General features: G+C 55.9%; 10 protein-coding genes. 6 read left to right on the forward strand and 4 right to left on the reverse strand.

Annotated elements, in window-relative coordinates; all coding sequences use genetic code 11:
- Nucleotides 1-105: 105 nt before the first annotated feature.
- On the reverse strand, nucleotides 106-1,461 hold the full coding sequence (locus tag ACSHSR_RS15880) for an NCS2 family permease (protein ID WP_044733941.1): 1,356 nt from the start codon (nucleotides 1,459-1,461) through the stop codon (nucleotides 106-108).
- Between the two features lie 352 nt (nucleotides 1,462-1,813).
- On the opposite strand from ACSHSR_RS15880, the gene ACSHSR_RS15885 reads away from it, so the two are divergent.
- The 4 genes from ACSHSR_RS15885 to torD are packed head-to-tail and all read left to right on the forward strand — an operon-like array spanning nucleotide 1,814 to nucleotide 6,328.
- Nucleotides 1,814-1,966, forward strand: coding sequence for a nitrate reductase (locus tag ACSHSR_RS15885; protein WP_025009952.1), 153 nt, complete (start codon nucleotides 1,814-1,816; stop codon nucleotides 1,964-1,966).
- A 20-nt stretch (nucleotides 1,967-1,986) separates the two neighbouring features.
- Nucleotides 1,987-3,165, forward strand: a complete 1,179-nt coding sequence (gene torC / locus ACSHSR_RS15890) for a pentaheme c-type cytochrome TorC (protein WP_044733940.1) — start codon at nucleotides 1,987-1,989, stop codon at nucleotides 3,163-3,165.
- Between the two features lie 12 nt (nucleotides 3,166-3,177).
- Nucleotides 3,178-5,667, forward strand: coding sequence for a trimethylamine-N-oxide reductase TorA (torA, locus tag ACSHSR_RS15895; protein ID WP_044733939.1), 2,490 nt, complete (start codon nucleotides 3,178-3,180; stop codon nucleotides 5,665-5,667).
- A gap of 31 nt (nucleotides 5,668-5,698) precedes the next feature.
- Complete coding sequence (torD, locus tag ACSHSR_RS15900) at nucleotides 5,699-6,328, forward strand: molecular chaperone TorD (protein ID WP_208163466.1); 630 nt, start codon at nucleotides 5,699-5,701, stop codon at nucleotides 6,326-6,328.
- Between the two features lie 215 nt (nucleotides 6,329-6,543).
- On the opposite strand, the gene torS is transcribed toward torD, so the two are convergent.
- Nucleotides 6,544-9,420 (reverse strand): TMAO reductase system sensor histidine kinase/response regulator TorS, encoded by a 2,877-nt coding sequence (torS, locus tag ACSHSR_RS15905; RefSeq protein ID WP_479630926.1) that lies wholly within the window; start codon nucleotides 9,418-9,420, stop codon nucleotides 6,544-6,546.
- Between the two features lie 184 nt (nucleotides 9,421-9,604).
- Between torS and torT the strand changes: the two genes are divergently transcribed.
- Nucleotides 9,605-10,630 (forward strand): TMAO reductase system periplasmic protein TorT, encoded by a 1,026-nt coding sequence (torT, locus tag ACSHSR_RS15910; RefSeq protein ID WP_101059090.1) that lies wholly within the window; start codon nucleotides 9,605-9,607, stop codon nucleotides 10,628-10,630.
- Here torT and torR read toward each other — a convergent pair.
- Nucleotides 10,620-11,330, reverse strand: coding sequence for a two-component system response regulator TorR (gene torR, locus ACSHSR_RS15915; protein ID WP_221060729.1), 711 nt, complete (start codon nucleotides 11,328-11,330; stop codon nucleotides 10,620-10,622). The genes torT and torR overlap by 11 nt on opposite strands.
- Before the next feature lie 147 nt (nucleotides 11,331-11,477).
- On the opposite strand from torR, the gene ACSHSR_RS15920 reads away from it, so the two are divergent.
- On the forward strand, nucleotides 11,478-11,846 hold the full coding sequence (locus tag ACSHSR_RS15920) for a PilZ domain-containing protein (protein ID WP_479630927.1): 369 nt from the start codon (nucleotides 11,478-11,480) through the stop codon (nucleotides 11,844-11,846).
- Nucleotides 11,847-11,934: 88 nt separating this feature from the next.
- On the opposite strand, the gene radA is transcribed toward ACSHSR_RS15920, so the two are convergent.
- A complete protein-coding gene (gene radA / locus ACSHSR_RS15925; RefSeq protein WP_039033655.1) occupies nucleotides 11,935-13,299 on the reverse strand; it encodes a DNA repair protein RadA in 1,365 nt (454 codons plus the stop codon).
- Nucleotides 13,300-13,433 lie beyond the last annotated feature (134 nt).

Genomic DNA, 13,433 nt, shown 5'->3' on the forward strand with positions numbered 1-13,433 from the left:
AACAAAGACCCCAGCCTAGGCTGGGGTCTTTGTTTAAGTCGATTAAGCTTACTCTAGCGGGGGATAGTTTCCGCCACCAGCCATAAGGGTCTAAGGGCCTAAGGGTTAAATGGCCCAGCCGCCCATATAGAACACCACCAGGCCTATGGTGATAACCAACACACCTGGCTTGAGCTTACGCCACTCACCGCTGCAGATACGGCCGATAACCAGGGTCGCAAACCCCAGCATAATGCCTGTGACTATGTTGCAGGAGAGTATGATGAAGACGGCGCAGGTCAGTCCCGCCATGGCATCCACCTTATCATCGAAGTCCAACTTGGTGACATTGGACAACATCAGCAGTCCCACATACATGAGCGCCGGCGCCGTGGCGTAGGCAGGTACCAAATAAGACAGGGGTGCCAGGAAGATCATCAGCAGGAACAACACACCCACCACAGTGGCGGTCAGGCCTGTCTTTCCGCCTGCGGCAGTACCGGCGGCCGATTCAATGTAAACAGCGGCAGGTGCGCCGCCCACCAGACCGGCGAAGATAGAGCTGACAGAATCCGAGGTCAGCGCCTTGCCGCCCCCTATGATGTTGTCATTCTTGTCCAGCAAATTGGCTTGTCCGGCCACGGCTCTTATGGTGCCTGTGGCATCGAAGATGGCGGTCATCACCAGCGCCAGCACTATCGGCAGCACCACAGGGTTAAGGGCACCCATGATATCCAACTGGCCAATCAAAGAGCCTTCTGCGCCCAAGTCGGGTACCGCAAACACGCCTTTGAACTCCACATTGGGGTCAAACAGCAAACCAAACACTGACAGAGCGATGATCACCAATAAAATGCCGCCAGGTACCCGGCGCCGCTCTAGTCCGATAGTGGCAGCCAACCCCACGACAGTGGCGATCACCGGCAGGCTGTGGATATCGCCCAGCTTGACCGGCAAACCGGCATCATTGGCCACAATCAGTTGCACACTGTTAGTGGCAATCAGCAGCAGAAACAGGCCGATACCTATCCCTGTACCATGGGCAATCCCTTTGGGCAGGTTAGCAAGCACCCACTGGCGAATGCCGGTAACGCTCACCAGGGTAAAGACGATACCCATAAGGAAAATCGCCCCCAGGGTGACAGGCAGGCTCATGCCCTGCCCCAGCACCAGACTGAAGGCGGTAAACGCAGTCAGTGAGATAGCGCAGCCTATTGCCATCGGCAGATTGGCCCACAGGCCCATCAGCAGTGAGCCGAAGGCGGCAATCAGACAGGTGGCAATAAACACAGAGCCGGGATCAAACCCGGCCTTTCCCAGCATGGAGGGGACAACGATAACTGAGTAAACCATGGCAAGAAACGTGGTCAAACCGGCGATCACTTCCTGGCGGACAGTGCTGCCACGAGCGCTGATATTGAAGAAGCGTTCCAGCCATGATGATGTAGTAGGTACAGCGGTATTTGTCTTTGAAGACATCATAATTATTCTACCTTTTTGATCTCTTTGTTCGGGTCAGATGACGCCGGCTACGGCAGGTGAGAGCCCCGCTGGGCGGGTGAGAGATCCACAATAAAACGTGACCTGCAGGTGGTGGGCACCAAGGAATATCGTCAACCGATGTCCAACGCAGCCTTTGTTGGTCGCGGATAATACTGCAAATTGGCGCCCCCGGCTAAAAAGATTTCGGGATCTGTGGCTCATCCTGAATATGCAGTTGTTCATAACTTTTCATATTTACTCAAATCCCATTCATTGGCAGCGCAATCGCCATTCACATCCTTTCCCTATAGTGGCCCCATCAAGCAAACCCTGCTGCGTTGGAGCAATCACTATGTCTGAGTCCACATCAAGCAAAAAACAGGAACTTATGGCCCACGGCCTGATTATTTTCATGCTGTTTCCGGCCCTGACCATCACAGGTATCAGCCTCTATGGCCTGATCATCTGGATCATGCTGGCCCTCGGCGGCGTCGCCAGTCACTGATACAAGAGAGGATTGAATAGATGAAACGGTTAATAGCAATCTGGCGTACTCTCAACCGCCCAACCAAGTACCTGAGCCTGGGCGCCATCAGCCTGTCGGCCTTTATCATGGGCATTGTTTTCTGGGGCGGCTTCAACACGGCGCTGGAAGCCACCAATACTGAGGCCTTCTGTATCAGCTGCCACTCGATGGAGAGCAATCCCTATCAAGAGCTGCAGCAAACTGTGCATTGGTCAAATCACTCCGGCGTGCGGGCAACCTGCCCTGATTGCCACGTGCCCCACGACTGGAGCCGCAAGATAGCCCGTAAGATGGAAGCATCTCACGATGTCTGGGGCTGGCTGTTCCAAACGGTCAACACTCCGGAAAAATTTGAAGCCAAGCGTCTGGAAATGGCCAGCCGTGAATGGAAACGCTTTGCCCGTGACAACTCCCAGGCCTGTAAAAACTGCCATGACTACAAGTCAATGAAATGGGACGAGATGTCAGCCCTGGCGCAAAAACAGATGAAACAGGCGGCCGAGAAAGATCAGTCCTGCATCGATTGCCACAAGGGCATAGCTCACAAGCTGCCCGATATGGGCACAGCCAGAGCCCCGGAACTGATTGCCGAAGTGGGTTCGGGTGAAACCTCACTGCAACAGGGCGGCAAATATTTCAGCGCCTTGACCAAGCCTCTGTACCTGGATGACAAGAGCGCGGAAGAAGCCGGTACTCTGAACGTGGCCACCGAAATCAAGGTGCTGGAGCTCAAGGGCAAACGGGTCAAAATCGCCATCGATGGCTGGCGTAAGAAGATAGGTGCCGGCCGGGTGATCTACATGGACTTCGGTATCAATATCCTCTCGGCTCAGTTGACCAAGGCCGCTGCCGAAACCGACGGGGTGATCAAGACCTTTGAAGAGAAAGAAGATCCCATGACTGGCCTCAAGTGGCAGCGTGTGGAAGCCGAGATCTGGACCGACAGCGATTATCTGCTGACCGAACTTGCACCGCTCTGGGGTTATGCCCGCAGCACTTATGCCTCTAGCTGCAGTGTCTGCCACACCCAGCCCGATGAGCATCACTTCGATGCCAACACCTGGCCGGGCATGTTCCAGGGGATGTTGGCCTTCGTCAACATGGATCAGGACACCCAGGCACTGGTGCAGAAATACCTGCAACAACATTCTTCCACCTTCAGCAAAGAAGAGCACTAAGAGGTTGGCGTTATGAACAGAAGAGACTTTTTAAAAGGCCTGGCCTCCACTTCCGTTGTGGTTGCCGGAAGCAGTTCGGTACTCGCTCCCCTGTCGGCGCTGGCCAAGGGGATGGATGACGGTGACGCCTGGCTGACCACAGGCTCCCACTTCGGCGCATTTCGTATCAAGCGCCGCAACGGGGTTATCGCCGACGTCAAACCACTGGAATACGACAAGTATCCCACCGACATGATCCGCGGCATCCGTGGCCTGGTCTATAACCCATCGCGGATCCGTTATCCCATGGTGCGGCTCGACTTCCTGCTCAAGGGACACAAGAGCAATACCCATGAACGCGGCGACTTCCGTTTCGTTCGTGTCACCTGGGACAAGGCGTTGACTCTGTTCAAAGAGTCGCTGGATATCATTCAAACCCAGTACGGGCCATCTGGCCTGCACGCCGGACAAACCGGTTGGCGTGCCACCGGACAGCTGCACTCAAGCACCAGCCATATGCAGCGCGCCATCGCCATGCACGGCAACTTCGTCAAGAAAGTGGGCGACTACTCCACTGGCGCCGGGCAAACGATTATGCCTTATGTGCTGGGCTCTACCGAAGTGTACGCTCAGGGCACCTCCTGGCCGCTGATCCTCGAGCACAGCGATACCATAGTGCTCTGGTCCAACGATCCTTACAAAAACCTGCAGGTGGGCTGGAACGCCGAAACCCACGAGTCCTTCGCCTATCTGGCGCAGCTCAAGGAAAAGGTCAAAGCCGGTAAGATCCGGGTGATCAGCATAGATCCGGTCGAAACCAAGACTCAGGCGTACCTGGGTTGTGAGCAGCTGTATGTCAACCCACAAACAGACGTGGCCTTGATGTTGGGTATCGCCCATGAGATGTACACAGCCAAGCTGCACGATGCCAAGTTTATCGAAGGCTATAGCCTGGGCTTTGAAGAGTTCCTGCCCTACCTCCTGGGTGACAAAGACGGCATCGCCAAGACTCCGGAATGGGCCGAAGCCATCTGTGGCGTGAAGGCTGAAGTCATCCGCGATCTGGCCCGTACCCTGACCAAGGGCCGTACCCAGATCATGATGGGCTGGTGTATTCAGCGTCAGCAACACGGTGAGCAGCCTTACTGGATGGCGGCGGTACTGGCTACCATGATAGGCCAGATAGGCCTGCCTGGCGGTGGTATCAGCTATGGTCACCACTACTCAGGTATCGGGGTACCCGCCACAGGTGCCGCTGCGCCGGGCGCCTTCCCGCGCAACCTGGACGAAGGCCAAAAGCCGCTGTTCGACAACAACGACTTCAAGGGCGCCAGCAGCACCATTCCTGTCGCCCGCTGGATAGATGCCATTCTGGAACCCGGCAAGACTATTGATGCCAACGGCAGCAAGGTCACCTATCCGGATATCCGCATGATGGTATTCTCGGGCAACAACCCCTGGAACCACCATCAGGACAGAAACCGTATGAAGCAGGCGTTCCGCAAGCTGGAATGCGTGGTCTCCATAGATGTGAACTGGACCGCCACCTGCCGCTTCTCAGACATAGTCTTGCCCGCCTGTACCACAATGGAGCGCAACGATATTGATGTCTACGGTGCCTACGCCGGCCGCGGTATTCTGGCGATGCACAAGATGGTTGAGCCGCTGTTTGAAAGTCTGTCAGACTTTGAGATATTCACCCGCTTTGCCAAAATACTCGGCAAAGAGAAGGAATACACCCGCGGGCTAACCGAAATGGAATGGCTGGAAAAACTCTACAACGAGTGTAAGGCCGCCAACCAGGGCAAGTTTGCCATGCCGGACTTCAACGAGTTCTGGAAGCAGGGTTATGTGCACTTCGGTGAAGGGCAAAACTGGGTCAGACACGCCGACTTCCGTGAAGATCCTGAGATTAACCCCCTGGGTACTCCTTCAGGCCTGATTGAAATCTTCAGCCGTAAGATTGCCCAGTTCGGTTATGATGACTGCCCTGGCCACCCAGTGTGGATGGAAAAATCCGAGCGCAGCCATGGCGGTCCAGGCAGCGATAAGTACCCGGTTTGGCTGCAGTCCTGCCACCCGGACAAGCGCCTGCACTCACAGATGTGTGAGTCCAAGGAATATCGCGAAACCTATACAGTGCAAGGGCGTGAGCCGGTTTACATTAACCCTGAAGATGCCAGTGCCCGCGGTATCAAAGACGGCGATCTGGTGCGGGTGTTCAACGACCGTGGCCAACTGCTGGCCGGTGCCGTTGTCTCCGGCCGTTTCCCTAAAGGGGTTATCCGGATCCATGAAGGCGCCTGGTATGGCCCGGTCGGTAAGGATGGCAGCGTCGAAGGCGGCGCCGAAATCGGTGCCCTGTGCAGCTATGGTGACCCCAATACCCTGACTCAGGATATAGGTACCTCCAAGCTGGCGCAGGCCTGCTCGGCCTACACTTGCCAGGTGGAATTTGAAAAGTTCACCGGCAAGGCGCCCAAGGTATCCTCCTTCGATGGGCCGATTGAGATAAAAATCTAACCTAAGGTTCGCAGATAACTGAGGTAAGCCAATGGAACAGTTAAATCAAGGCAGAGCCATGCTGTATAACTTCCTCTCGGGTCTGTTCGCCCGCGAGTTGAACGCCGAGCGCCTGAGCCAACTGACGGCGCCGGAGAGCAAGGCCTTCTGGCAACAGCTGAGCAGCGATCCCGCCCTCAAGCAAGAAGCCAAGCTGATGGAGCAAAAACTGCAATCCATCGCCTGGATGCAGGACAGAGACAAGGCGCTGCTGGAGCTGGCGGCAGACTTTTGCGGGCTGTTTCTGGTGGGCAGTAAACAGAGTGCTTCGCCCTATGCCGGCCTCTATCTGCAAGCGGATGAAGATGTCACCCTGTTCGGTGAGCAGCATCAACAGATGCTGGCCTTTTTGCAGCGAAGTCAGCTGCAGCTGAGCGGTGACTTCCCCGAGCCAGCCGACCACCTGGCGGTGATTCTGGCATACCAGGCTCATCTGTGTCTGAGCGCCTCGGCATCAACGCAACAGGAGTTTCTGCAAGAGTGCCTGCTCAGTTGGTTGGAGCCATTTTGTCAGCGGGTGACCGAATGCGATCGCGGCGGTTTTTATGCCGCGCTCGCGCGCCTGACCCTGGCCTTTGTTCAAAGCGATGCCGAGTGGCTGAAAGGCGCCGCAGCACATTGAGCGAGGCGATTTAGACAAGAGCAAACAAGTACTTGCCTGAATCAAACGTAACACAGCCCCCCCTAATCAAAGAGGCAAAGGGTCAAAGGGTCAAAGGGTCAAAGGGTCAAAGGGCGCCAACTCGAGTATCGAGCGGTGCCCTTTCTATATCTTCAGCAGCCGGTAAATGCTGCGCTTCCTGTCTTCAGTGGTTAAGCTCCAGATAAAAAAGCGTCTTAGTCTGATTGCTGCTCAAGCCAGTTATCGAGCGCCTGCAATGATGCCGCTACGCAATCTGTCAGCTCGGTAAGTTCCTCGTCACGCAAAGGTTTGCCAGTCTTGATGGCCTGCTCCAGTGCGGCGCAGCGCAAGTGCAGCGCTTCAAGCCCCATATTACCGCTGCTGCCCTTGAGTGCATGCAGCTTGGCAGCCTGGATATCCAGTTGCCCATCTGCCGCCTGTAAAGCTTGCAGCTGCGCATCACTGCTGTCCACAAACTGCTGCCGCATCTCCAGCAAAGTGGCCTTGCCGAGCACTTGCAGGTCCTGCTCAAGTTGCTCCAGCGCCAGCCATTGGGTGTTGTCCGTATTCCGGAGTGATACCTTATTGCCAGGCGCTTGGATATCCTCTTCCTTATGGCGCTCATCACTCTGATTCGAGCCGGAGACAACCCCTAGCCAGTTGGCCAGTGCCTGCAATCCCAAGGGCTTACCCAGCACTATATCAAAGCCCATGGCCTGGTAATCGGCCATATCCTGAGTCTGCAACTGGGCAGTAAAGGCGGCAATCGGCACCTTGGTGCCCAGCTGTTGCCTGAGCTCAGGTAACAGCTCGCTGCCGGAGCCGTCACTCAGCTGTAAATCCAGCATCACGGCATCGAATGGGCCTGACGTGTTATCAAGCAACACATTCCGTGCCTCTGCCAAACTGACACACAAGAGTGACTCATGCCCAAGATGCGCCAAAAAGCCCTGAGCCACCAAGGCATTAACCCTGTTATCTTCCACCAGCAGCACCCGCTTGGCGATTTCACTCTGTGGCAAGCTACTCGATTGTTGCTCCCCCTGCTCACAGGGCTGAAGCGGCACACTGAAACTGAAACGGCTGCCCTGCCCAGGCGTACTGATAACTTCTATGGCGAGATCATCCCCGCTCTCACTGCCATTCATCAACTGCACCAGGTCGCGGCTGATACTCAGCCCAAGTCCGGTTCCCCTGGCACTGGCATGGGTTGCCTCTGTGGCATAGGGAGTAAACAGATGCGCCATGGCCTCGGGGCGGATGCCGATACCTGTGTCGGTTACGCTGAAGCACAGGCGCGCATCTTCAATACTGACCTCCAGGGTCACACTACCCTTGGCGGTAAACTTGATGGCATTGCCCAGAAGGTTAAACAGCACCTGTCTGAGCTTGGGCCCATCGAGCCAGACCCATTCGGGCAATTCCGGCTTTAACAGCCTGAGCTCGAGCCCGGCAAGATTGGCCCCGGCCAACATGATGGCGGTCACTTCGTTGAGCAGCGCCGGCAACTCCACGGCCCTTGGCTCATTGAGCAGCCTGCCCTGCTCCAGACGCGAGAAGTCGAGAATGTCATTGAGCACGGTTTGCAGTTGAGTACCACTGTACTGGGACAGCGCCAGCATCTGCCGCGCCTTGGCGGGTAACTCCGCCTGCCCCAGCAAACTCAGCGTACCGAGCAAGCCGTTAAGGGGCGTGCGTATTTCGTGGCTCATTGTAGCCAAAAACAACGACTTGGCCTGACTGGCTTCTTCCAGCTGGGCATTGGTCTGGGCGAGTTCTCGGGTTCGCTCGGCCACTTTCAGCTCCAGCGCCAGCTTATGCTCGGTCAACTCGGCTGCGGTGCGCTTCAGATCCTGCTGCAACTTTTGATTGTGGGCCGTTTTCTGTTTGAAGGCTTCCAGCGCCGAGGCCATGGCGGTAAGTTCATCATCGCCGTAGGAGCGTATGCTGACATTGGTATCACCAAGACTCAAGCGACTCAGCGCCTGGGTGGCATCGCTCAAGCGCCGGGCGATACCCTTATAGATAACCTGCCAACTGACAAACAAGATCAGCAGCAACATCAAGGCGCCCGTCCCCCAGAGCCCGGCACTGGCCCAATTGAGCTGCCCCAGATAGTCGCGTCGGGCCAAATTCAGCTGTTGCTGCTGGCCCTCAAGGGCGGCATCCACGGTTTGCTCCATCGACTTGAGGTTGTCTGAAATCACCAGTTGCCTTTGCTCCAGTTGCTGCTGCAACTGCCATATAGATTCGGCCAATTGTTGGCCGGCAGTCACCTGATCAAGACAGGCAAATTCGGCCTCGAGCGCCTCGGCTCTACCGGGATCCCGAACCAAATCGGCCACGGGAATGCGCTTGAGCAATCCCGGGGACAGGGCATCATCGGTCAACGGCGCCTGATTGATGGCACCGACCAAGTCTTGCGGCGCATCGGCCGCTGCAAATATCTGCCCGAGCAAGGCTATCTTATGAGTCAGTTTCAGGGCGCGGTTGAGCTGCTCGGCGCTGCTGAGATCCAGCTCTATAATGTCATCCACTGCCGCCGCCCCCGGGATCTGGCTCAGCTTGGCAATAATGACTGAGTCCAACACCGCCAGCTCTGAGCGCAGCAGATTATCGGCCTGCTTGGAGGCCTGTACCAGTAAAAGCCCTTTCTGTTTCAGCGCTTGGGTACGCTCAAGTCGCTCCCCCGTCTGCTCGCCGAGTAAGGTCAGCTCGGCGATAATAGTGGCCGCGGCCTGTTTCAGATTGGCCGAATCCGGCACCGCCAACTGCTCCAGGGTCGCAATCGCCGCCAACATGCGATTGCTCTCAAGAGACAGGCGGCGCCCCAAATATTGACGCTGCTTTTCATCGGCAACCGTGCCCAGGCGCTGGGCATTCTCTGCCAGCGAGGTGGCCGATTGCGATAGCTGCCGCGCGGCTTCTGATGCGGGTAAGGCCTTCTCGTAAAGAAAGCTGTCTGCGCCCTTGACCCAGTAAAGGCTCAAGTTGCCCAGAGTCACCAGTAATAACAGCAGCAGCGCCAGCAAACAGAACGCCAGCATCAGACGGCCGGTCAGGCTGCTCAGCCATGAAGATAAAGGTCTCACTTGTTATCCTTGTTGATACCGGTCCGCATAGGCATTGACCCACTCAAACATTCAGCAGGAATGCTATGGTAGAATACTGGCATCATATATCAGGACCTTCCTCATGAGCCAATTTGCCGCCAAGTTCGAGTCTTTGTTGCCGACAACCAAAAGACCTCTGCAGCTGTGGTTATTGGCTCTGCTGATGTTTACCCCTGCCGCGCTGGCCAATGAAACCTGGGAACTTGAGCGGCGCAGTCCTTACAACGAAGCAATCCAGCAGGCCAGCCCTCTGACCCACACTCCGCTCACCAAGGCCAACAAGCCCTGGAAGCTGTGCGCTTTGGTGCCACATCTTAAAGACGCCTATTGGATAGGGATTGATTATGGCTTGGCCAAACAGAGCCAAGCCTTGGGCCTGGGGCTGGAACTCCATGAAGCCGGTGGCTATGGCAACAACCAGACCCAGTTGGCACAACTCAAATCCTGCCTTGATGGCGATGCCGATGCGATTTTGCTTGGCGCCGTCAGCCCACACCTGCTCGAGGGCCAGGCGCTGGAGCTGACCAAGCCTGTGTTGGCGCTGGTGAACCAGTTGGCAGACAACCGGGTACAAACCCATATTGGAGTCAACTGGTATCAAATGGGTTATCTGACCGGTGAATTTCTCGCATCTACCCCGCACAAACGCCTGGCGATGCTGGCGGGCCCTGAAGGCCGTGGCGGAACCGATCTGGTGGAAAAAGGTGTCAGACAAGCACTGCAAGACAGCCAGGTGGAGATAGTGGCCGTGATGCATGCCGACAACAACCGTAATCTCTACCGGGATCAGCTCAATCTGTTGCTCAATCAAAATGAGCAGCCGCTGCCGCAAGCCTTGCTCGGCAGTGCCGTCGCCATTGAAGCCGCCATGGGCACTCTCAGGCAGAGAAACCTGACCAACAAAATGGCGCTGGTGAGCAGCTATCTATCACCGGATGTACTGCGCGCCCTCAAGCGCAACAAGGTTGCTTATGCCAATGATGACAGAGTGGTACTGCAGGGGCGGCTGGCGGTCGATCTCGCCGTCAGGCTGTTGCAAGGGGAAAAGGCGTTTGGTGATATAGGTCCGGCAATTTTGCAGTTGCGCCCGGATAACCTCAAAAGCATGCAACTGGATGACAGTTTAGCACCGGCAGACTTCTACCCCATATACAGGGTGGAAGCCAAGGGCTCAGAGCTCAGTCGCTGACATCGGCGGCAAACAGATAGCCCTCGCCATGCACAGTGACAAACAACTCTGGGCTCAGTTTGCTGCGCAGGCGCCGAATAATCACATCTATGGTGCGGTCGTTGACATCCTGATCCCTGTGGCTGGTTTGCTGCATCAAGCGCTCTCTCGAGAGTACCTGCTGCGGATGCAGGGCAAAGGCCACCAAGAGTTCAAACTCGGCCTTGGTCAACTTGATAGCCTGCCCATCCAAGCTCAAACGGCGACTGTTGAGCTGCAGATGATAGCCCTCGAAATAGAGATTATCGTCCGAGCGCGACAGTTGTTCGGCCGTTTGCTGCTGGGCCTTTTTCACCAGAGAGATGCGCCAGAGCAGGTTTTTGACCCTGACCCTGAGCTCGCGAAACTCAAACGGCTTGGTGACATAATCATCGGCGCCCATCTCCAGGCCCACTATCTTATCTATCGCCTCATCCCGGCCGGTTACTAGAATAATGCCCACATCTGAGCGGCCGCGCAGCTCACGGGTCAGCATCAGGCCATCGTCCCCCGGCATATTGATATCCAGCATCACCAGATCCACATGCTGTTGCTGCAGTTGCTGCCACATCTGCTCACCGTCGGCGGCTTCCATTACCTGGTAACCATCTTTTTCAAAATAGCCTTTCAAACGAGTCCGAATGATAGCCTCATCGTCCACTATCAATATGCGGTATGCCATGCTTGTATTCCAACCGGCTGGGGTAGACGCCATTATTCACAATTTTTCATATTTTGTCTGTAGCGGATAGATATTTGACCTGAGTTCGGTGCCAAGCGCTTCTTATGTGGCTACAATAAGGACAGACCAAGAATTAAAGGACTGAATATGGACGAAAAGCGCAAGTTTTCACGGATCCTGTTTACCATAGATGCCCAGTTGAGCTGCGGTGACAAGATATGGGGCACCCACTTGCTGGATCTCTGTTTCAACGGCGCCATGGTAGAAGAACCTGCCGATTTCGCTCCCAAAGGCGTGCTGGAGCTGAGTTTTCGCCTGCCTCAGTCCGAGGTGCAACTCTGTATGGAGGCCGAAGTTGTGCATCGCCGCAACGGCCTTCTGGGTCTCAAGTGTGCCCTCATCGATGTCGAGAGCATCAGTCACTTAAGAAGGCTGTTGGAGTTGAATCTTGGCGATGCCTCACTGCTGCACCGGGAGTTGGAGCAGTTTATCGCCGAACATGAACAGAGCCGCTGAGGCGGCTCCTGCTTCGCAGTTTACAGGGCCGCAATAGCCCTGTTTGCCGGGCTACTCACATAGCTCTCACATAGCGCTCATATAGCAATCATAAAGCCCCAAGCGCCTCGCTGAGTTTGCTCACCCCTATCACCTGCATCCCCTGAGGCGGTTTTTTCGGCATATTGGCCTTGGGCACTATTGCCCGAGTAAAGCCGTGCTTGGCAGCTTCCACCAAACGCTCCTGGCCATTGGGCACGGGACGTATCTCGCCGGAAAGGCCCACTTCGCCGAACACCACCAGATCTCTGGGCAGAATATCACCGCGGAAACTGGAAACCATGGCCAGCAGCAGAGTCAAATCGGCGCTGGTTTCTGTCACCTTGACACCACCGACCACGTTGACAAACACGTCCTGATCCGACATCTGTAAGCCGCCATGACGATGCATTACCGCCAGCAACATAGCCAAACGGTTGGCATCCATTCCCACGGCGACCCGCCGCGGATGCGACAGTGCCGAGCTGTCTACCAACACCTGCAGTTCCACCAACAGCGGCCGGGTGCCCTCCCAAACCACCATCACCAAGGAGCCGGAGGCGGCTTCATCGGCGCGTGACAGAAATATCGCCGACGGATTGGCCACTTCCTTGAGCCCCCGCTCCGTCATGGCGAACACCCCCAGTTCATTGATGGCGCCAAAGCGGTTCTTGTGCGAGCGCAGGGTGCGGTAGCGGCTATCGCTGTCCCCTTCAAACATCACAGAGCAATCTATGCAGTGCTCCAACACCTTGGGGCCGGCCAGAGAGCCGTCTTTGGTAACATGGCCGACCATGATGATGGCGATACCGTTTTGCTTGGCAAAACGGGTCAGAAAGGCTGCCGACTCACGAACCTGGGCCACACTGCCGGGGGAGGACTGCACATCGCTGATATGCATCACCTGAATCGAATCTATCACTATGACCTTGGGCTTCTCCCGCAGTGCCACAGTGCAGATGGTCTCGACACTGGTTTCGGACAACATCTTCAAACGCCCGGTGGGCAGGCCCAAACGATGGGCTCGCATCGCCACTTGCTGCAAAGATTCCTCGCCGGTCACATAGAGAGCCGGCATGGTCTCGGCCAACTGACACAAAGTCTGCAGCAACAAGGTACTCTTGCCGGCGCCCGGATGCCCGCCAATCAGGATGGCACTGCCGGCGACTATGCCGCCACCGAGCACTCGGTCAAATTCGATAAAGCTGCTGGGGATCCTTGGCACTTCGTTGAGATCTATCTGATCCAGCGTCTGGATCTCACTGGCACCGGCACCGGCATAACCGCTGAACTGACCGCCCCGGGATGGCGTGGCCGCCCCCAGTCTGACTTCGGTAATGGTATTCCATTCATGACAGGCACTGCACTGCCCCTGCCAGCGGGGAAAGTCCTGGCCACATTCGTTGCACACGTATGCTGTTTTATTCTTCGCCATCTGGGTTCAAACTTGTGTAAAATCTGTAATAGTTAATTAAAATAATTGCACTTTCAAAGTGATACTTTCAGCGTGATAATCCCGAATTGGGTTCAAGCTTCCCAAAGCCGGGCCGACATAAGACTAACAGTCAG

This window comes from Shewanella sp. VK101 (assembly GCF_056497865.1).